At 33.7% G+C, this 19,736-nt stretch carries 19 protein-coding genes and 1 other RNA gene; 7 read left to right on the top strand and 13 right to left on the bottom strand.

The features are described 5' to 3' along the window. Nucleotides 1-604 precede the first annotated feature (604 nt). Nucleotides 605-1,624: an IS110 family RNA-guided transposase gene (locus MJ631_RS07235; protein ID WP_214303242.1), complete on the bottom strand. Its 1,020-nt coding sequence runs from the start codon at nt 1,622-1,624 to the stop codon at nt 605-607. Nucleotides 1,625-1,708: 84 nt separating this feature from the next. Between MJ631_RS07235 and MJ631_RS07230 the strand changes: the two genes are divergently transcribed. Further along, a complete protein-coding gene (locus tag MJ631_RS07230) occupies nt 1,709-2,287 on the top strand; it encodes a hypothetical protein (RefSeq protein ID WP_262986303.1) in 579 nt (192 codons plus the stop codon). A gap of 157 nt (nt 2,288-2,444) precedes the next feature. Continuing rightward, nucleotides 2,445-2,793: RNase P RNA component class A (gene rnpB / locus MJ631_RS07225), an RNA gene on the top strand. A gap of 326 nt (nt 2,794-3,119) precedes the next feature. On the opposite strand, the gene MJ631_RS07220 is transcribed toward rnpB, so the two are convergent. Beyond that, complete coding sequence (locus MJ631_RS07220) at nt 3,120-3,890, bottom strand: response regulator transcription factor (RefSeq protein ID WP_007302014.1); 771 nt, start codon at nt 3,888-3,890, stop codon at nt 3,120-3,122. A 323-nt stretch (nt 3,891-4,213) separates the two neighbouring features. On the opposite strand from MJ631_RS07220, the gene MJ631_RS07215 reads away from it, so the two are divergent. The 4 genes from MJ631_RS07215 to MJ631_RS07200 are packed head-to-tail and all read left to right on the top strand — an operon-like array spanning nt 4,214 to nt 7,646. Continuing rightward, the gene (locus MJ631_RS07215; RefSeq protein WP_007302013.1) at nt 4,214-5,191 is read left to right on the top strand and encodes an NAD(P)H-dependent glycerol-3-phosphate dehydrogenase; all 978 of its coding nucleotides are present in this window, start codon (nt 4,214-4,216) and stop codon (nt 5,189-5,191) included. A gap of 19 nt (nt 5,192-5,210) precedes the next feature. Continuing rightward, a complete protein-coding gene (locus MJ631_RS07210) occupies nt 5,211-5,693 on the top strand; it encodes a phosphatidylglycerophosphatase A family protein (protein ID WP_012481861.1) in 483 nt (160 codons plus the stop codon). Further along, nucleotides 5,683-6,474 carry a GNAT family N-acetyltransferase gene (locus tag MJ631_RS07205; protein WP_262986302.1) on the top strand — a complete coding sequence of 264 codons (792 nt, stop codon included), beginning with the start codon at nt 5,683-5,685 and terminating at the stop codon, nt 6,472-6,474. The genes MJ631_RS07210 and MJ631_RS07205 overlap by 11 nt, the downstream gene beginning before the upstream one ends. A gap of 35 nt (nt 6,475-6,509) precedes the next feature. Then, the gene (locus tag MJ631_RS07200; RefSeq protein WP_052264787.1) at nt 6,510-7,646 is read left to right on the top strand and encodes a hypothetical protein; all 1,137 of its coding nucleotides are present in this window, start codon (nt 6,510-6,512) and stop codon (nt 7,644-7,646) included. Nucleotides 7,647-7,649: 3 nt separating this feature from the next. On the opposite strand, the gene MJ631_RS07195 is transcribed toward MJ631_RS07200, so the two are convergent. The 7 genes from MJ631_RS07195 to MJ631_RS07165 all read right to left on the bottom strand — a co-directional run bounded on the left by MJ631_RS07195 (nt 7,650) and on the right by MJ631_RS07165 (nt 14,356). Beyond that, nucleotides 7,650-8,438, bottom strand: a complete 789-nt coding sequence (locus tag MJ631_RS07195) for a succinate dehydrogenase iron-sulfur subunit (protein ID WP_019236657.1) — start codon at nt 8,436-8,438, stop codon at nt 7,650-7,652. Nucleotides 8,439-8,492: 54 nt separating this feature from the next. Beyond that, complete coding sequence (ybeY, locus tag MJ631_RS07190) at nt 8,493-8,951, bottom strand: rRNA maturation RNase YbeY (protein WP_007302008.1); 459 nt, start codon at nt 8,949-8,951, stop codon at nt 8,493-8,495. Continuing rightward, entirely contained in the window at nt 8,945-9,343 is a 399-nt protein-coding gene (locus tag MJ631_RS07185) for an EVE domain-containing protein (protein ID WP_019236656.1), read from the bottom strand. The genes ybeY and MJ631_RS07185 overlap by 7 nt, the downstream gene beginning before the upstream one ends. Continuing rightward, nucleotides 9,343-10,527: a cell division protein FtsZ gene (ftsZ, locus tag MJ631_RS07180; RefSeq protein ID WP_214303261.1), complete on the bottom strand. Its 1,185-nt coding sequence runs from the start codon at nt 10,525-10,527 to the stop codon at nt 9,343-9,345. Before ftsZ ends, MJ631_RS07185 begins: the two co-directional genes overlap by 1 nt. 245 nt (nt 10,528-10,772) lie before the next feature. Further along, the gene (locus MJ631_RS07175; RefSeq protein WP_246485247.1) at nt 10,773-11,261 is read right to left on the bottom strand and encodes a hypothetical protein; all 489 of its coding nucleotides are present in this window, start codon (nt 11,259-11,261) and stop codon (nt 10,773-10,775) included. 76 nt (nt 11,262-11,337) lie between these two features. Further along, nucleotides 11,338-12,795: a YifB family Mg chelatase-like AAA ATPase gene (locus MJ631_RS07170; RefSeq protein WP_246485246.1), complete on the bottom strand. Its 1,458-nt coding sequence runs from the start codon at nt 12,793-12,795 to the stop codon at nt 11,338-11,340. After that, nucleotides 12,725-14,356 carry a recombinase family protein gene (locus tag MJ631_RS07165; RefSeq protein ID WP_262986300.1) on the bottom strand — a complete coding sequence of 544 codons (1,632 nt, stop codon included), beginning with the start codon at nt 14,354-14,356 and terminating at the stop codon, nt 12,725-12,727. Before MJ631_RS07165 ends, MJ631_RS07170 begins: the two co-directional genes overlap by 71 nt. A 224-nt stretch (nt 14,357-14,580) precedes the next feature. Here MJ631_RS07165 and MJ631_RS07160 point away from each other — a divergent pair, with 224 nt between their 5' ends. Then, nucleotides 14,581-15,993, top strand: a complete 1,413-nt coding sequence (locus MJ631_RS07160; RefSeq protein ID WP_214303148.1) for an IS4-like element ISWosp2 family transposase — start codon at nt 14,581-14,583, stop codon at nt 15,991-15,993. Here the strand turns inward: MJ631_RS07160 and MJ631_RS07155 are convergent. From MJ631_RS07155 to MJ631_RS07140, 4 genes are all read right to left on the bottom strand, one after another. After that, nucleotides 15,946-16,665, bottom strand: coding sequence for an ankyrin repeat domain-containing protein (locus MJ631_RS07155; RefSeq protein WP_262986299.1), 720 nt, complete (start codon nt 16,663-16,665; stop codon nt 15,946-15,948). The two genes, MJ631_RS07160 and MJ631_RS07155, sit on opposite strands and share 48 nt — an antisense overlap. 257 nt (nt 16,666-16,922) lie before the next feature. Beyond that, entirely contained in the window at nt 16,923-17,978 is a 1,056-nt protein-coding gene (locus tag MJ631_RS07150) for an ankyrin repeat domain-containing protein (protein WP_007302147.1), read from the bottom strand. Between the two features lie 247 nt (nt 17,979-18,225). Beyond that, a complete protein-coding gene (locus tag MJ631_RS07145) occupies nt 18,226-19,308 on the bottom strand; it encodes an ankyrin repeat domain-containing protein (protein WP_007302146.1) in 1,083 nt (360 codons plus the stop codon). 90 nt (nt 19,309-19,398) lie between these two features. Beyond that, on the bottom strand, nt 19,399-19,677 hold the full coding sequence (locus MJ631_RS07140) for a J domain-containing protein (protein ID WP_231834391.1): 279 nt from the start codon (nt 19,675-19,677) through the stop codon (nt 19,399-19,401). Nucleotides 19,678-19,736 lie beyond the last annotated feature (59 nt).

Genomic DNA, 19,736 nt, shown 5'->3' with positions numbered 1-19,736 from the left:
CCAGTGTCACGCACCAAGTAATTTAAAGGCAACTTCCAGCAGGAAGGGGTGTCATCCCAGCGCTTGACACTGGAACTTGACTACAAATAAGTTCTCTAATTGCATAAAAGTCAACAATAATTTTTTGTATCATGAAAAATATTTTTTGATGTAAAATTCAGCTCTAATACAACCTTTTATTTATTATTGTATTATCTTATTCAATCAAAAGAGGTTTTATTGGCAATAAAAACATCAACACTAATTTCCAATTAATCTCTTTTAAACTATGTAGCCAATGAATATGTGGATAAATACGTCCACACAAACTTAAAGTATTTATCCACATATTCATTAAGCTTATAAAAACTAAGGTATCATTCTTTTCCTCTATAGTCTTAATGATTTTACATAAGTTAAAAGTAGCATGCTTCCATTGTTCTCTCCGCGGTCTAATATGGCTAATTCATATTGTAGCCAAGCCGCACTATACTTGTTAGGCGGAAGTGGACGGCAACATGTACGCCACGAAGTCTATGCTTCAACTTATCCTCTTGCTTATCCCTTCCATCGGCATTGCTATCTTTACTTTCAGTAAAATTATTGTTTTATACTTCTTTAGTGTTTATTGATAGCAAAACTCTTTTCTATCGATTAGCATCTTATGCATAATCACGGCTAATTTTCTTGCTACTGCAACAATTGCTTTTTTCATGCCCTTTTTCTTTTTAAGCTTCAATCCCCAGCTTCTTAATTTAAATGTCCTTTTACATTTTACCAGTAAGACCTGCGCGGCTTCATATAACATATTCCTACAGTCCACTGGTCCCATTTTTGATATACTTCCGTGTCGATCAATCTCACCAGAAGCGTACTGTCTTGGACTTAATCCCATATAGGCTCCAACTGTATAAGATGTTTCAAACCTATGCAGATCATCTATTGCAGCTTTATATGTCATTGCTACTATAATACCAACTCCTGGAACAGTAGTTAATAATTTACAATCCTCATCTTTTTTGCTTTGTTCTGAGAGCATTTTATCAAGTTTTCTTATTGATTCTTCTATTATTTCTAAACTATGTACTAATGATTCAATTGAGGTTTGGCTAATTTCATCTAGATTATTAACCATTTCTTGCACTTTTAAAGCAAAGTTTGCAGAACTAAGACGTTGATTAACTTTTATCCCGTATATTTTCAGTAATCCCCTTATTGTTCCCGCAATTTGCTCTCTGCAACGTATTAATTGTCTTCTGCTTCCAAGTATTATTTTAACCTGACAAGCTTCGTCTGATTTTACTAATACCTCCTTAAATAGCCCAACTCTCATCATTTGTGCTATGCCTCTTGCATCATTTTTATCATTCTTATTGATTCTCGCAGATAATGCTGCTGCCATATGCCTTGCATCTACACAAGTTACTGGTAATCCAAGATTCCTCAACTCTTTGCACATCGATATTGATAATTGCCCGCTTTCTATTCCTATGGACTCGTATTTTTTGTTTTGACCAAGCAGAAACTCAGCTATTGCACTGCTTTCACTTGCAACAACCCCTTCTTTAACAATTTTTCCTTTCTCATCAATGATACTAATAAAAGTTTCTTTGAGTGAGACATCTAACCCGCTATAATGTTTCATGAGACTACTCCTACTGTAAAAGTTTAAATTATTCTTGAAGAACTAATTCATTGAATTTGTTACTTCGTGCTAAAATAATGGAGTATGTCTCTCCATCATTCAATAGCAATTACAGTATGTACGTCATCAGAACCAACAACAGTAGCTGAAACTATTGCGACCTCACAAGCGACTATGATTACTACAATGCCAACTAATGTGACAACAACAAACTCAGAGGCAACTATACAAACAGTGTCCACTATATCAAATACTGGAACAAAGGTAACAACTCCTTTGTTCACTACAACTTTACTTCCTCAAACTACTCCTTCACCACAGCCCGCTCAGCTTGCTATAGAGTCTAATAGGGCAGGAATGATAGGTGGGTCTTTGGTTGGAGCGATAATAAGTATTGCTGGAATTATAGGATTCATAACATACAAATATGTTAAGGGTCGTAATTCTGCCCCTGTGTTAGAACTAACTAATTTCAATGATAGAAGGCGATCATCTTCAAGTGGCAATAGCGATGAAGAAATTTTTATCGCTAATAACAGAATGAGACATATATCTATGCGAACTATGGATCAATCTGAAACAGTGCTAAACAGTATATCGGTGGAGAGTAGTAGTCGGTCAAGAAGTAGCTCATCGTCTTCAAGCGGTGGACCAGGATCTTGACTGACTGAGCTAGAGTCTAAAAGTGAAAAAAGCTTATCTTGGGATAGCGATGATGTACCGGAATATCACCTTTAGCTATTTGTCTGAATGTTTTTAGTATGTAGACTGTTAGGAAATTTTCTTTTGCTTTTATGATTTTAATGTTAAAGTATAATTCCTAGGTGCAATAAGTAGCTGCTGTTGTGTGATAAACACAGCAGAGGAAAGTCCGAGCTCCAAGAAAAGGTAGTGACGGGTAACGCCCGCCGGAGGTAACTCCAGTTATAGGGCTACAGAAAATTACCGCCTAAATATTATTAGGTAAGGGTGAAAAGGTGTGGTAAGAGCACACCATAACAATGGCAACATTGGTAGTCAAGTAACCAACACTAGGAGCAAGATTAAATAGAAGTAGATTTTATGTTTTTCTCATATCTACTCGGGTAAATCGCACGAAGTAAATGGTAACATTTACTCCAGATAAATAGCTACATAAACAGAACTCGGCTTATATTTCACCTAGGCAATGCATGAATGTCAGCCATACCCTGTACGCTCAATTTGACCACCTATATTCCTTTTACTTCTTGGCTTATCTCTTTATTTTATTTCCTTTTGAACTTAACAAAGCTTGAATTTTAACCGAGCTTTTCCTTTAACTAGTCATTCTCTATCTCTAAAGCCTTACTTTCTTACCTATAACTTTTTAGCTCCGCTTCCAACTTTTCTATCTTTTGTTGCAAATCTTTGTAAAGTTCTAAAAGACTGACCACGTTACCTCACTTTTAGGATTAGTTTTTATCTTACTAAATCTACCTTTTCGCTTCTTCAATCAACAAGTAAATAAAGCATTTCATGCGCTGTCCTTGACTTGTTCTGCTTGATAGTCACTACTGCTTTCGCTTATATTAACACTAGAGTATTCTTCATCGTCAACATACTCTTTTAGAACATATCCTCTACCCCAAACGGTTTCTATGTGGCTTATTCCGTCATTTGCACTTTCAAGTTTTTTACGTAATTTACACATAAAAACATCAACTATTTTGTTGTCTGAAGGTTCGTCCAAGCCATTGTAAAGATGGTTTAAAAACATTTCTTTTGTCAACACTGCTCCTTTACGCAATGCCAGCAATTCTATCATGGAATACTCTTTGTTAGTAAGGTGAACTGTTTTGCCTTTTACCTCAACAATCCTGTGATCAAAATTGATATTCATATTACCAATCTTTATCACTGATTCGGGATGGCCTTTAGTACGTCGTACTATGGCCTTAATTCGAGCTAATAATTCGCTCTTGTGAAATGGCTTGGTTAAGTAATCGTCGGCACCATACCCAAGTCCTTTAGCTTTATGGTTGGCAGCGGAGATACACGAAAGTATTAAAACAGGAACTTTGATTTTTGCACTTCTTAATCTTAACAGTATATCATATCCATCAATATCACCAGGCAGGTGTATATCTAGAATAACTAGATCGTAACAGTCTCCACCCGAGGAAACCATATTATTGTTATAATCTTGTGCAGAAGTAACAACGTCGCAAAAATGTCCATCAGAAGTTAAGGCATTAACTACAGTCCTTGCACTTACTTGATCATCTTCAATTAATAATATACGCATATTTTACACCCCATAAATAATTTATAATTTTAGTAATATATATAACCAAGGAAAGTAACAAATCAAATTTTTATTAATGAATAATAGAAATTACACTTATTAATTAATAGTTAATGTGTCGTTCCAAAATTATACAAATAGATCTAAAATACAATAGATATACTATAATAATACTATTTTTAGTAAATATTGAATAGAAGCTATTTTTATTAAAAGAATACTTAGGTTAATAGATATTTAAACTATTTTATACTTTTATGTTATATTTTTAATTTACTTATTCTACAGTTTTAAATTATAAGTAATACTTTCAGGAATATTGAGTGGTAATATCAGTTTTAGGTGCTGGCGCATGGGGTACAGCAATTGCGATTTCATTAAGTGGTAAGAAAAATGTAATTTTGTGGACTCGCAATAAGGCCATATTTGAATCAATTAAAGAGAAAAGAGAAAGTGACAAGCTACCTGATTGTCCAATTTCTGATAATGTATCAGTAAAATTAGCTATTGAAGATGCAGTGAATGCTTCAGTAATAATTCTAGCTGTTCCCACTCAGTCTCTAAGGGAGATATGTCATCAATTGAATGATTGTAACCTAAAAAAAAATGTAGCAATAATTTTGGCTTGTAAGGGAATAGAAAAATCTACATTAAAATTACCTAGTGAAGTAGTCAATGAAGTTTTACCTAATAATCCTCTTGCTGTTTTTTCTGGTCCTAGCTTTGCTATAGAAGTTGCAAGAAAATTACCATATTCGATGGTTCTTGCATGTCAAAATGAAGTATTAGGTTTAAAATTAGTATCAGAGCTACAGCAAGAAAATATTAAATTGTACCTTAGTAGCGATGTTATAGGAATACAGGTTTGTGCAGCGTTAAAGAATGTTTTTGCTATAGCATGTGGGGTTGTTCTAGGTAGGTTTGGGTTTAATGCTCATGCAGCATTAATTACGAAAAGTATGAGTGAAATTAAGGCTTTATACTCAGCAAAAGTTGGTGACGGCAATGTAGATATAAATACACTACTTGGACCAGCATGCTTAGGCGATTTGGTTGTGACATGCACATCATTAAATTCAAGAAATCTATCTTTTGGATCTAAAGTAGCTAATAGTAATGGTTCTAGTGCTCAGCAGATTTTATCAGAAGGTAAGTCGGTAATTGAAGGTTTTAACACTGCTAAGTCTGCATTTGATTTAGCAGAAAAGCTAAAGATAAAAATGCCCATATGTGAAGCGATCTATAGATTGCTATATGAAAATACTTCTATAGAAGATACTATTTCTGTTCTTGTAAATTAGTTTTATATTTCGGTATATTGTGAAATTTTTATATAAATTAATATCAACATGGTGGCTATCTGGCACGGTAAAACACATGCCAGGTACTATAGGCAGCTTGGCTGCTTACCCAATTGTTCCTATATTACTCAATGACAGAATTTTAGGTACAGCAATTATTTTTTTTTTATTCTTAGTTGGATTATGGTCTACAGGCAATTATATACAACATTACAAAGCTCCGCATGATCCAAAAGAGGTAGTAATTGATGAAGTAGTTGGTCAATTGCTGACAGTACTTCTAGTTTCAATATTATTAGAACAAGAAATGAATAGCTCTGTATTGTTGGTGTGCTTTTTCTCCTTTAGGTTTTTTGATATAATAAAAGTGTGGCCTATAAATTTGATTGATAAAAATACAAAAGGTCCTTTAGGTATTATGCTAGATGATGTTGTAGCTGCAATTTTAGCCTTTGTTTTTATAGGAGCCTTTTATTGTTTATTGTTGATTTATGCAGAATAAAAAAATTTGTTATTCAAGCTTAATTATTCAGAACCTAAAGGATTATATACTTTATGCAACGAATTTGTCCAAGTGGGAAATACATGACGAATTTGATAATGTTATATTTACAGTAAATGGTACCAGAGAATCGTTATTTAATTTTGTGTTTTGTGAAGATCAATGTACTGAGCTTTCCATATGCAGAACTCTAGATTATCTCAAAGCACGAAATATAGAAGCAACATGGATAATAAGTCCACGTATAAAAATAGGGGATATTTTAGAAAAATGCGAAATAAAACACGTTAACGCACCAAAAAAAGTTTTACTCAATATAAAAGATTATTTTTTGCCTGATGATGCTGTTCCAAATTTGAAGTTCAATGTTGTAAATAGTAGTGAGCTCTTAGAGCAATTAGATTTACACACTTCTAAAATTTTTTATCATAGAATTAGTATTGTTAGCACATTTTTTCGCCAATTATCGAATTATGATGATAAGAGCTCAAGGTTAAGATTTTTTCTTGTAATGCTAAATAACGAAATTGTTGGAACATGCGGTCTTTATATTCAAGACAGCATAGCTGGTTTTTATAGCGATGGAGTTTTACCAATTTACAGGGGTCGTGGAATAGGAACTCAAATGGTTCTAGAAAGAATAAAGATAGCTAGGCAATTTGAGTGCAAATACATAGTAGCACATTGCATGAAACCTTCTGTAAACCTTTATAAGAGATTAGGCTTTAGGGTATTGGGCAATCTTCACTTATATACCTCTTCAGTACAATCTCTTTGCTGAGAGGTTACAAATTTTTATATTTGTTTTAGAATACTATGTTTTTTTTGTATGAAATAGTTTTACTACTAATTCTAGTATTCTTCTTTTTCTCATATTCTAAATTAAAAATTAGTAATAAAATTAAGGACTTACAACATCAAAATGTTATCATAAATAATTTAATAGATACTGTGAATGATGGATTTTATATTTGGGACGCAAAAAAACGTATAGAAAAATTTTCTCCCAATTTACTAATTTTGCTTAATACTGTTTTTTATTCATTTAATGAGTTTGTAAATTTTTTTGAGCAATCAGAAAGCTTAATTAAAAGTTTTGCTGAGGCAAAGGAAATAAATAAATCTTTTACTCTAGATTTAAAGTCAAAAGACAGTGAGGTTTATTGCACATGTTATGGTAAAAGCATAATAGATTATTCTAATAATGTGATTGGTGTGTTGTTATGGATAAGGAATATCTCCGATTATAAGATAAAAGCTAATGAACTTGAGTTAGAAAATAGTAAGCTTATGCGAGAATTGGAGAACTATAAAAAAATTTTTGACTCTTTACCATTTCCAATACTGAAGTACAATAAGAATAAAAAAGTAAGGTTTTATAACTTATTTTATGATAAATATATAGGCAGCTCTAAAAAATTTACTGTTGCAAGTGGCTCCTATAACGTAAAACCAGGAGAGTGTGTAATAACTTACAAGAACGAACCTAAGGTTTTTAATTTTGTTGAAGTTCCAATGCAAAATTCTAATAGCATAGTAATGTATGGAAAAGATATTAGTGATGAAAAAAAATTACATACTGAGCTAAGCAATTGTTTAGCTGCACAAGAAAGTTTGCTTGAGAAGCTATCGATTGCTGTAGCGATATATAGTAAGAATCAAAAGCTAAAATTTTATAATAATGCTTTTATAAAAACTTTTCAGTTTGATCCAAAATTTTTGGAGTCTTATCCAACTTATCACGAGATTATGCTTCACCTATTTGAATCTAAAAAGCTTTTAGGAAAAAAGGATTTTCAAACTATTAATAATCAAAGACATGAGTTGTTTAAAAGATTACTGGAATCATATGGTGAAACAATACATTTCATGAATGGAAGAACGTTTAGAGTATTAACAATACCCTATGCTTCAGAGGGTCTACTATTTTCTTACGAAGAGTGCCAGAAATAACACTCAAATTCCTTCTCTCTCTACCATAAGCTGTTTTACTTTCGCTATCGCTTTTGCTGGGTTAAGCCCTTTCGGGCAGGTTTTTGTACAATTCATTATTGTATGACAACGATACAACTTAAATGGGTCGTTTAAAGAAGCAAGTCTTTCTTCTTTCTTATTATCACGACTGTCAGCAATCCATCTATAAGCTTGCAGTAATACCGCTGGCCCTAAAAATTTATCACCATTCCACCAATAGCTTGGGCAACCAGTCGAACAGCAAGCACATAGTATACAATCAGACAGACCATCCAATTTTTTTCTATCTTCAGGAGATTGAAAGTATTCTTTATTTTGTAAGGCAGATTTATCTGTTTGTAACCAAGGTTTAATCGATTTGTATTGCTCATAAAATTGGCTTAGATCTGGAACTAGATCCTTTACTATATACATATGAGGTAGTGGATATATTTTTACTTCACCTTTTATATCATGTATAGATTTAGTGCATGCAAGAGTGTTGGTACCATCAATATTCATTGCACAAGATCCGCATATTCCTTCTCTGCAAGAGCGTCTAAAAGTTAAGGTTGAATCTATTTCATCCTTTATTTTTATTAATGCATCAAGTACCATAGGGCCACAATTATCCATATCGATAAAAAATGTGTCTATTCTTGGATTTTTATCATCATCAGCAGACCAACGATAAATTTGAAATCTTCTAATATTTTTTGCTCCAGTAGGAGTAGGATAAACCTTGCCCTTTTTATTAACTTTAGAATTTTTTGGTAAAGAAAACTGAACCATATTGCTTACCTTTTACAGCTAAAACCCCTTTTTTGTAAATAACATATTTTGGTATTATCTACCATACTTTTCCTTTTCAAATTCAAGCAAAGCTAAAATCTTGCTCTCTAAACTTTTCATTATAATTTCTTCATCTTCTTTTTGATGATCATAGCCAAGTAAATGCAGCAATCCATGAACTAACATGTGTGCAGTGTGAGTGAGGATAGATATACAGTACTCATGAGACTCTCTTTCTATTGTATCTACTGCAATTGCTATGTCTCCTAGATCACATTCACTAGATAACTGTTCGCATGGAAATGATAGTACATTAGTTGGCTTATCTATTTCTCTAAACTTAAGATTAAGTTGATGTAGCAAGTTATCATCAGCGAGAGCTATTGATATATTTGGTTTATAATGATCTATTTTTAATTCTTTTAGAGAAGCATTAATAATATTTAATACAAAACTCTGTGGGTCCTTCGTAATACTATGCCACCTCTTATCAAGAATGCTCACTTCTAACATTCGCTCATCCTTATTATTTCATTCCACTCAGTCTCTAAAACTGGAGAAACTGATAAACGTGATTGTTTTAATATAACCATATTTTTCAAAAGTGGGTTTTGTTTTATACTGTTTAACGTCACTTGGTTACTTAAAGGTTTCAAAAATTTTACATTCACTAGTCCAAATTTGGAATTATAAACATGATAATACTCCTTTAATACTTCAACTATTCCAAGTATAACTCTCTCTTTACCTGTATGATAAAAAAATGCAAGATCGCCTAATTTCATAGCTCTCATGTAATTTTGAGCTTGATAATTGCATACACCATTCCACTGCGTCACCTGCTCCTTTCCCATTTTTTGCCACGAGTATTCACTTGGTTCTGACTTTAGTAGCCAAAATTGCATTATTTTTTTCTTCTTAAATAAGCTGGTATATCATAAACATTGCTGCCCCACTTAACTCTTTCATTTGTTTGCTCAGTTGAAGCATATTCTTTTGTTTCTGATATTGGAATTTGATTATAAGGCCATTTAAAATTTTTTTCCTCTGCTGGGATCTTGTTTTGATTAACAGATGAATTGTCGTTACAGCTATCAATGCCAGTTGCAAGAACAGAAACTCTAACTCTTCCTTCCATCGCCTGATCAAAAGTAGCACCAAATATTATATTTGCATTTTCATCCACTTCTTCACGCACTCTATTTGCTGCAGAATCAACTTCAAATAGAGTCATATCTCCACCACCAGTAATATTAATCAATATTCCTTGTGCACCTTTCATTGATACATTATCAAGTAATGGATTAGATATCGCAGCCTCTGCAGCACTAATTGCCCTATCTTCTCCTTCTGCCTCTCCAGTACCAATCATTGCTTTACCCATCTCACTCATTACTGTTTCTATATCAGCAAAATCAAGATTAATCAGTCCTGGCATGATCATCAAATCAGTTACTCCTCTTATGCCAATATGTAGAACATTATCGGCGAGTTGAAATGCGTCAGCAAATGTAGTTTTCTCGTTAGCAATTCTAAATAAATTTTGATTGGGAATGACAATAAGTGTATCTACGTATTTTTGCAACTCTTCAAGTCCAAGCTCTGCAATGCGCATACGTCGCACACCTTCAAAACCGAACGGCTTAGTTACAACTCCAACAGTCAGTATCTTTTTTTCTTTTGCTCCTTTATCTTTAACTACCGCTCTTGCTTCTCTGGCTGCTTTTGCAATTACCGGTGCAGCACCTGTTCCAGTACCACCACCCATCCCTGCTGTGATAAAGAGCATATGGCTATCTTTTATATGCTCCATAATTTCATCAATTGATTCTTCTGCTGCACCTTTACCAACATCAGGCAAAGCACCAGCACCAAGGCCCTTAGTTAAGTTAATACCAAGTTGAATTTTTTTATCACATAATGACTTCTCTAACGCTTGAGCATCGGTATTTGCTACAACAAAATTTACTCCTTGTAAATTGGATTGAATCATGTTGTTCACAGCATTTCCACCAGCACCACCCACTCCCACAACGGTAATCCTTGGGTGCAATATGGGTAATTCTGGTAAACTAAGGTCAATTGACATTTAAATTTTACTCAAATATTAGTGAATTCACTTGATAACAAGTTACTGCTTTTTTAACAATATGCAAACATTTTTCATTTTGATATATGCAAATAGTAAACAAGATTTACTTATTCTTAACATTATTAATCAGTAGATGTAATAATTATAGACTTTCAAATAACACTGCTTAAGATGCAAAAAAAACAGAAAGTACTTGTAAGTAAAAAAGGACAGAAGCCTGTCCTTTTTGTCGAAAGCATAATTTATACAGGGCGAGTATTCGCCAAGCAAGGCATTACTTTAAGTTCATCAATCATAGTTTTTGGGTCTGTATTATCTTTGTTTACTTTTGCTGCTATTTCGTTAATGTTGCTATTGAGGGCTTTAATTTCCTCTGATTTACCACTGTTTTTATATGCATACACAGGTGCAGTTATTAAAGCTGCTACTGCAGCAAGAACTACCAAACTAGCAATGAGTGGATGAGCAACTGCAAATGCAGACATTGCAGTAATAGCAGGACTAACAAGTGTTGCAGCTTTTGTTCCAACTGTACCAACAAAGGTTGCATAAGCTGGACTTAAAAAATAAGCAGCTGTAAGTGAAGCTACTGCTATAACTGCTAAAGAAATACCAATTGTCTTGCCTTTATGTTCTTTTACGAGATCCCAACCTTGCACAGGCACTTCTTTAGCTGCTGACCAAAGTCCTTCGTCTCTATATTTATTTTTTATTGCTTCAAGTTTTCCCATAACTATACTCCAAAAATATTAAAATTTCACTAAGGGTAGTATATGGCAAAAAAAGTTTTCTGTCAAGTAAATTAACTTATTTATACATTCTTATTCTGTAATTTAGTGCTTCTGCAATATGTGCTCTTTTTATTTCCTCACTTTTTGCAAGATCTGCAATGGTTCTTGCAACTCTTAATATGCGTATGTAGCCTCGATTGGAAATGTAATTTTCTTTCAGTACGTATTTTAGTAATTCTAATCCTTCCTCGTCTGGCTTAGTTAATGCTTCACCACTTACTTCTGCATTACAATAAATATTCAATTTACTATAACGCTCAGCTTGAATTTTCCTCGCTGCTATCACTCTTTTTCTAATATTTTCAGTGCTTTCTCCTTCTGAAGAAATTTCAGGAGAGAGTATACTAACGTTTGGCATTTCAATGCATATGTCTATTCTATCAAGCAAAGGTCCTGATATTTTATTTCTATAATCTGTGCCGCATTTTGGAGCTTTGTTGCACGATCTACTTGCATCACCTAAGTAACCGCACCTGCAGGGATTCATTGCAGCTATAAGTTGAAAATTAGCTGGATAAGTAATGTGAGCATTTGCCCTTGCGATAGTGACTTTTCTATCTTCAAGTGGTTGGCGTAGAGAATCAAGCACAAGCCTTGGAAATTCAGGTAGCTCGTCAAGAAATAACACACCATTGTGAGCCATGGTAATTTCCCCAGGCTTTGCATTTTTTCCTCCTCCTATCATCGCTGGCATGGAACATGAGTGATGAGGTTCACGAAAGGGACGAGTTACTTTAAATGTTTCGTTACTGGCTTTTGTTATGCTAGAGATAATATTAACATCAATCATCTCTTGTTCAGTCAAATCGGGTAATAGCCCTATAAATCGCTTAGCAAGCATTGACTTTCCAGTACCAGGAGGTCCAACAAGAAGCATATTGTGTCCACCTGCTGCTGCAATTTCAGCTGCTCTTTTTGCAACAACTTGACCTTTAATATCCTTTATATCTGGAACTGAATTTTTTTCTTTGGGCGCAGCGCTATAGTTAAAAGTTACCGGCTGAATTAACTGCTCACCCTTAAAATGTCTGATAATATCGGTTAATTTCTCTATAGCCAGAATAGAAACATTCTTTACCCATGAAGCTTCTACTCCATTTCCCCTTGGGCAAATTACTCCTTTATTTGCCTGTTTTGCATTGATTGCTGTTGGAAGTACTCCTGAGATTGGTATGACTCTGCTGTCTAGTGCAAGCTCGCCCATAATTATATAAGACTGAACTTTTTCAACTGGTATCACATTCATTACAACAAGTAATCCAACAGCAATAGCTAAGTCATAATGACTACCTTCTTTAAGCAAATCCGCAGGGGAAAGATTAACCGTAATCCTTTTTGGAGGTAACAGAAGATTGATTGAATTTAACGCTGCTCTGATACGCTCTCTGGATTCTGCAACAGTTTTATCCGGCAGTCCAACAATATTGACTGCTAGTACAACATTGCATAATTCTATTATGGCTATTTTGATCAAAATTTGCAAGATTTTTTATGCGAAATACTATATACAAGTGGTTGTGATTAATTTCAATTTGATGAATTAACATTCTAATAATATTTTGTTTAGTCTGCCAATCCACTTGATCAAGCTGTGATTCAATGCTTAAAGAAAAGTTTTTCAAGCTATCTGTAACAAGGCTCAATTCTTGTTGTAACTTCTTTTGATCGAGTGCTCTTTCTTTCTCTTCTTCAATTTCTTTCAAATGTTGTTTCATTGTTGTGATTCTTGGTTCAAATTCTTCTTGGCTTATAAACCCTTTGGCATAGCTATCAATAAATTTTTTGATACTTAATCTTAGCTTACTTTCTTGTTTTTCACGTGTTTGATTATGTAAAGGCTTTTTGTTCTCTGACAATCTACGTTGATATTCATTTGCAATCCTATCTGGCTCTTTCAAGATACTCTTGACTTCTTCCCATATAACTCCATCTAATATATCAGTGCGTATTGATTTATTATCGCAGATTTTATTGCCATTAAATTTGCTAGAGTTTGTACCAGAGCAACGATAGTAATAATATGTCGACTTTTTATGAACGTGGTTTGTACCACAATAAGTATATTGACAACGTTGGCATACCATTAAACCTTGCAATAAATATGTTTCTCTTCTTTGTCGTACTCTTGCTCTTTGTTTATTTTCAGCTAGTTGTGCTTGCACTGAATCAAATAAATGTTCATTGATTATTTTTGGTACTGGAATATAAGTCCAGTTCTCTTTATCACTATTAAAGCGACCACTTTTAAATTTACCAAAAGTTCCTTTTTTTGACTTTTTTACTTGTGGTTTTGAGCATGTCCTAGTTTTACCATAAGCTGCTTGTCCTATATAAGCAGGATTTCTTAACATGTTCCAAATAGTGCTCCTTTTCCAATAGCTTTTCCCTGTTCGTGTTATTACTGGTATCTTATTCAGTTTATGTACAACTTCTCCTATACTTGCTCTTTCTTGGCCAATCCAACTAAATATTTTACGCACTATATTTGCCTCTTCTTCATCAACCTCAAATTGAGCACTTCCTTCACCTACATGTTTTGCTATGTAGCGATAACCGTAAGGTGCCCTACCCATCACACTTATACACCCAGCTTTAGCTGCATGAAGTTTTCCTCTGCGATTTCGTTCCATAATCTTTGCACGTTCATACTCTGCTATTGCTCCCTGAATCTGTAGAAATAAATGGGAATCAGGATTATCATCAAACTTATGATTCAAAAATACTATTTCAGATCCAGCCTTTTTAAACTCTTCGAGTAAGATCATTTGATATGAAAATTTCCGTGATAGCCGATCAGGTGAATGAATGTATATCTTATCAATCTTACCTTCTGCTACTCTATCACGTAAACTCTCTAAGCCAGGACGTTCTAAATTTGATCCACTATAACCATTATCGACAAACCTGTGCTCATCTAATAACTCATGTCCATCACTACTAATGCGACGCTCCAACTCTACAATCTGACTCTCTATTGTATTCTCCTGTGCCTGTTGTCTTGATGAAACTCTTGCATACAAGCTTACCGTTGTCATTTTCTTCTACCTCCTTTGTTTTACATTTCAATAATTGTTCATAAGCATTTGCCAAATATGTACCCGCCAACCTGTGAGGTTCATAACGGCAATAAATAGTTAAATCCCCTTTTTGCATGTTTTTCTTCCTGTGAATTTTCTAATCTTACTATTACCCACAAATATAAATGGACATAAAAATAAAGTATTACAACATTAAAGTTTGCAAACATTGAGGGTAAAAAATGGCAAACAGGAATAATGAATGGGCTGAAAATGAATTTGGAGATGCTGTACTTGGAGATAAAAGGTTAACTGACCGATTAGTAAATATTGCTGATAGTTTTACAAGTTTACCTGAAAGCTCAATCAATCAGGCGTGTGGAAGTTGGTCAGAAGCAAAAGCAGCATATCGTTTTTTTCAAAATGAGAACGTGAAAGAAGGCGATATTCTAGCTTCACACGTTGCTAAAACAGTTGAAAGAACAAAAGCCCATAAAAAAATTTTTGTGATCCAAGATACAAGTTATATTTCATACACAGACCATGAAAAAACAAGTGGATTGGGAGTTATTACAAGAAAACATAGTCAAGGTATTATAATGCATACAGCTCTAGCTGTTAGTATAGAAGGTTTGGTACTAGGGATACTAGATCAAAAAATTTATTCAAGACCTGAAGAATCTGAAAACATAAAAAAAAAGAACAATGACAGTATCCGCATTGAAGATAAAGAGAGTATAAAATGGTTAGAAACTTTAAGCAACACAAACAACATTATTGATTCAACTCAAACTGAGACTATAACTATATGCGATAGAGAAGCAGATATATATGAGTTTTTTGAGCTTGCATATAATCTTAATTCGGCAGTGTTAGTTAGAGCTTCCAAAGATAGGGCAGTAAATAGAAAATCTCGATATCCTGAAAAAGGTGAGCAGAAGTTATGGGAATTTATTAAATCCTCTCATTGTGCAGGTACGGTAAAAGTTGAAGTTCCTGCAAAAGATAATAAGCCAAAAAGAACAGCACATTTGGAAGTTAGATTCGGAAAGTTTATTATGCATCCATCTAAGAATAGTATTAGGCATAAGACAGAAGAATTACTTAAATTACCACACTATGCAGTTTACGTTGTTGAAAAAGACTTTCCTTCTGAAACAAATCCGCTAGAGTGGATGCTTTTAACAAATCTTCCAGTCAATACCTTTGATGAAGCTGTTGAAAAAGTTAGGTGGTATTGTCTTAGATGGAAAATAGAAATATTACATAAAATTTTAAAATCTGGTCTCAAAGTTGAAGAATGTAGGCTTGGAACAGCAGAAAGGTTGATGCGATATTTAACAGTAATGAGTATTATTGCTTGGAGAATTTTCTTTATTACAACAATTGCAAGAACTGATCCAACATTACCGTGTACTACCTTATTAGCCGAAGAAGAATGGAAAGTTCTATATGTAAAAATACATAGAAAACCATGTTCAAATGCAACTCCTACTATAAAAGAAGCTGTTTCATGGATTGCTCAACTTGGAGGACATTTGGCTAGAAAAAATGATCTAGAACCAGGCCCCATTACTATTTGGAAAGGATGGAGACGTCTCTTTGATCTAGCAGAAGGATGGCGACTTGCTCACGAACTTTATATTTGTGGGTAATAGTAAGATCTTAATTGCTTTGGTAGGGGATAATTGAAGACTCGCTGCACTACTTACAAAATCTGTGCTGTCGTTAGCGTCTTTAATACCTGCTTTTATAGAAGTTAATTTTGCTTCACAGTCAGCTTCAGTAGAACTGCTCAATACAGATTCTATTTTTTGAATTTCACTACTACTACATTCATCTTTTCTAGCATTTCCAACAACATCTAATGCTGTTTTGCCATACTGACTTTGAATACTAGCATCAGCACCCTTGCAGAGTAGGAGTTTTACCATATTTAAATGACAGTGGTCAGATGCTAAGTACAGAGGTGTAAAGCCTTTATAATTTGTAGCATTGATGTTAGCATCACGATCAAGTAAAAACTTTGCTATTTCTAGTTTATCATGTCTAGCAGCAATGTGCAAGGGAGTACTCAAATATCGATTACTAATAGTAGTATTAACATCAGCACCGCTGTTACATAAAAACTCTAATATCTTTAAATTACCCAAGAGAGTAGCATGATGTATAGGTTTCATATAGTATCTTTCATAATTCAAAACTTCATTTTTTATTTGTTCATACTCTATCTCTTTAATACATTCTTTAACTTTCTGAAAATCACCTCTGCTTATAGCAGAAACTAATTTTCTTCCTAAAATCTCAATTATTTTTTGTTTTTCCATCAAATACCTCCTAAAAGAGAATCTCCCGGGTTTATATCATGCAACTTAATATGTGCAAGCAAAATTTACAGAGAAAAATTTCAATAGTTAAAAATTAGGTCTTCAGCAACCTACCACGTTAACTTTTGTACAAAATATGCTGAGCTTCATTATTCAAATTTTTTTGCTCTTAATAAGAAGCAATCTGCTTTAGAAAAGGAAATAAGGGATAAGTTTTGTAAATAAGCACTCGAATTAGAGTGCTTAGTTTAACTGATTTAGAGGTGCTTTTGATGATGCACGCCTTTAGATATTGTGAAGTTGCTCAGTGAGCTTTCAGGATGCTGATGAAGCTTGTCACACTTGCTAAGTGCCATCTTGACATCTCTTTCTAGAGAATTAAGTTTTCTTTCTTTAACCTGTCTTATCGTTAAAAGTGAATCATCCAGTGGCATTGAATATCTTTTCCCTGTGAACTTACTTATTGCTACAGCAGTTAGCAGAATTATTCCATTACAATCAACTTGTGAAGAACCAATTGAGCTTCCAGTTGAATGTGCAATAGATTGCTGTGCAGGAGGTAAAGCAGGGGTACTTTGAAATAGGCTACTGAGTACAGCAGTAATTGAAGTTCTCACATAACTAAACATACTATTAATAAAAGAAGAAGGTTTTACTGCGCTGCTTAACGCATTTGTACTATTATCATGATAGCTAAAGTAATTCCTAGCTTCTATTACCTTAGGATTTGCTCTAGAAGCTAATGTCTGACAATTAACTTCTTTATCAGCACATTTTAATGTAGATATTATTTTTTGCCTTGTATTACTAGTACATATAGATTTTGGATCATCTCCAACAACATCTAGTGGTATTCTACCACCCGCATCTCTTATATAAATATTAGCATCATGCTTGATAAGAAGTTCCACCATTGCCACTTGGCAATGGAAAGACGCTAAGTGCAAAGGCACCTTACCCGTTATATCTTGCAAATTGATCTTAGCATAACGACTAAGTAGAAGCTGTCCTGCATCTTCTCTGCCATATTCAGCAGCAACGTGCAATGCAACTCTCAAGCTTTCACTACTAGCAGCATTAACATTGGCGCCGTTATTAACCAAAAACCTCAATATCTTTAAGCTATTTTCTTTCACAGCAAAACTTATAGGTTTCATACCGTATTTTTCACCAATAAAAATCTGCTTTCTTAGGTTCATGTACACTGCACTTCTGATACATATGTTAGCTTTTAGAAGACTATGCTCTTTTATGGCAATAAATAACTCATTTACAAAGTTCTCAGTTTTTATCCGTTTTTGCATCCCTTGCATCAAATATCTCCTAAAAGACAACGTTCCCGATTTTGTATCACACAATTTGATATATACAAGCAAAATTTACAGAGAAAAATTTCAATAGTTAAAAATTAGGTCTTCAGCAATCTATCACGTAACTTTTTTGCAAAATATTTTAAGCCCCTAATTCATAATTTTTATTACTTGATAATAAGCAATCTGCTTTAGAAGAGGAAATAAGGGATAAGTTTTGTAAATAAGCACTCGAATTAGAGAGCTTATTTTAACTGATTTGAAGGGACTTTTGATGCATACTTTTAGATATCGTTAAATTGCTTAATGAACTTTCAGGACATTGATAAAGTTTTTCACAACTACTAATTGCCGTCTCGAGTTTTTTTTCTATAATATCAAGTTTTGTCAGAGGTGGATTGTCCAGTAGTCTTGAATACTTTTTCCCTGTGAACTTTTTGACCACTACATCAACTAGTAGAGCTGTTGCATTAAAATCAACTTGTGAAGAACCAATTGGGCTACCAGCTAAGTGATCAACAAATTGCTGTGCAGGAAGTAAAGTAGGAGCACTGCTGAATAAGCCATTGAGTGTGGCAGTGGTTACCCAACTAAATATACTATTAATAAAAGAAAAAGGTTTTACTGCACTGCTTGGTGCAGGATTTGGAGTATCACCAGCTTCCAATCCTATCTTAGTATTTGCCCTGGTGGAGGTTGAAAAAGGGTTTGCTATACTACTTGCTGCATCTGGAGTATCACCAGCTTCTAACTCTAATTTAGTATTTATTCTAGCAGAAAGTAATAGTTCTGTACAATTATTTTTATGAAATCTTAACACAGCTAAGAATATTTTTTCTATGTCACAGCCATCACTGCAAAGACTTTCATAACCAGGGATAACCTCAAATGCCGTTTTGCCATTTGCATTTTTAATATTAATAGTGTTATTATTGAGCAGAAGATTCGCGATATCTAATCGACAATAAAAAAAGGCTAAGTGTAAAGCTGTAAAACCTTGCATTACTTGGGAAGTGGTACTACTAGTACAATGATATATCATTTCTTTTATTTCTGCTTTTCTATTCATGGCAGTAACGTACGAGTAAGGAACAAGACATCCATCACTAACAGCATTAATATTAGCATTATTTTTAAGCAAAAACCGCACTATCTCTAAGCTACCTCTATAAACAGCAAGATGTATAGGTGCCATACCATCTTTTTTACCATTAATAATCTCTTTTTCTTTATTTATATATCTTGCCTTTTTAACATATCTTTTAACTTTATTAATATTAAGCTCATCTATAGCCGCAAATAAATTCTTTCTCAATCTCTCAAGTTTTTTCATCAAATACCTCCTAAAGAATAATGTTTCCGGTTTTATATCATGCAACTTAATATGTACAAGCAAAATTTACAGAGAAAACAATAGTTAAAATTAGGTCTTCATCAACCTATCACGTGCTGCGTTTAACTTTTGTGCAAAATATTCCGAGCCTCCCTTGTCTGGATGGACCAGTTTCATTAAATTTTGGTATGCCTTATTGATTTCATTTTGGCTTGCCTCGGAATTCAGCCCCAGTATTTTTAATGCTTCATCTTTGGACATATTATCACCAGTGTAATTTTTGGTGTAACTTTTACTGCTGTTAAATTCGTTCAAAAACTTACTTAATATAGAGTGCATCATAAAACTTATGTTATTTCTCTTTGCCAAAAAGAGAAAAAATACAACAACGCTAGGTAAAACAAACGTGATTATTGTGAATATCAAAA

Origin of the sequence: Wolbachia endosymbiont of Oryzaephilus surinamensis (assembly GCF_025617515.1) — a bacterium.
Lineage (GTDB): Bacteria > Pseudomonadota > Alphaproteobacteria > Rickettsiales > Anaplasmataceae > Wolbachia.
The sequence above is the reverse complement of the archived record's forward strand: the minus strand, read 5'-3'. Positions and strand labels throughout refer to the sequence as shown.

What these genes read in the sequence shown, in the direction of transcription:
- MJ631_RS07145 (WP_007302146.1), bottom strand. Translation starts at nt 19,308, where the DNA reads ATGAAAAAACTTGAGAGATTGAGAAAGAATTTATTTGCGGCTATAGAT.
- ybeY (WP_007302008.1), bottom strand. Translation starts at nt 8,951, where the DNA reads ATGTTAGAAGTGAGCATTCTTGATAAGAGGTGGCATAGTATTACGAAG.
- MJ631_RS07185 (WP_019236656.1), bottom strand. Translation starts at nt 9,343, where the DNA reads ATGCAATTTTGGCTACTAAAGTCAGAACCAAGTGAATACTCGTGGCAA.
- MJ631_RS07175 (WP_246485247.1), bottom strand. Translation starts at nt 11,261, where the DNA reads ATGGGAAAACTTGAAGCAATAAAAAATAAATATAGAGACGAAGGACTT.
- MJ631_RS07200 (WP_052264787.1), top strand. Translation starts at nt 6,510, where the DNA reads ATGTTTTTTTTGTATGAAATAGTTTTACTACTAATTCTAGTATTCTTC.
- MJ631_RS07160 (WP_214303148.1), top strand. Translation starts at nt 14,581, where the DNA reads ATGGCAAACAGGAATAATGAATGGGCTGAAAATGAATTTGGAGATGCT.
- MJ631_RS07205 (WP_262986302.1), top strand. Translation starts at nt 5,683, where the DNA reads ATGCAGAATAAAAAAATTTGTTATTCAAGCTTAATTATTCAGAACCTA.
- ftsZ (WP_214303261.1), bottom strand. Translation starts at nt 10,527, where the DNA reads ATGTCAATTGACCTTAGTTTACCAGAATTACCCATATTGCACCCAAGG.
- MJ631_RS07220 (WP_007302014.1), bottom strand. Translation starts at nt 3,890, where the DNA reads ATGCGTATATTATTAATTGAAGATGATCAAGTAAGTGCAAGGACTGTA.
- MJ631_RS07150 (WP_007302147.1), bottom strand. Translation starts at nt 17,978, where the DNA reads ATGCAAGGGATGCAAAAACGGATAAAAACTGAGAACTTTGTAAATGAG.
- MJ631_RS07155 (WP_262986299.1), bottom strand. Translation starts at nt 16,665, where the DNA reads ATGGAAAAACAAAAAATAATTGAGATTTTAGGAAGAAAATTAGTTTCT.
- MJ631_RS07230 (WP_262986303.1), top strand. Translation starts at nt 1,709, where the DNA reads ATGTCTCTCCATCATTCAATAGCAATTACAGTATGTACGTCATCAGAA.
- MJ631_RS07195 (WP_019236657.1), bottom strand. Translation starts at nt 8,438, where the DNA reads ATGGTTCAGTTTTCTTTACCAAAAAATTCTAAAGTTAATAAAAAGGGC.
- MJ631_RS07235 (WP_214303242.1), bottom strand. Translation starts at nt 1,624, where the DNA reads ATGAAACATTATAGCGGGTTAGATGTCTCACTCAAAGAAACTTTTATT.
- MJ631_RS07165 (WP_262986300.1), bottom strand. Translation starts at nt 14,356, where the DNA reads ATGACAACGGTAAGCTTGTATGCAAGAGTTTCATCAAGACAACAGGCA.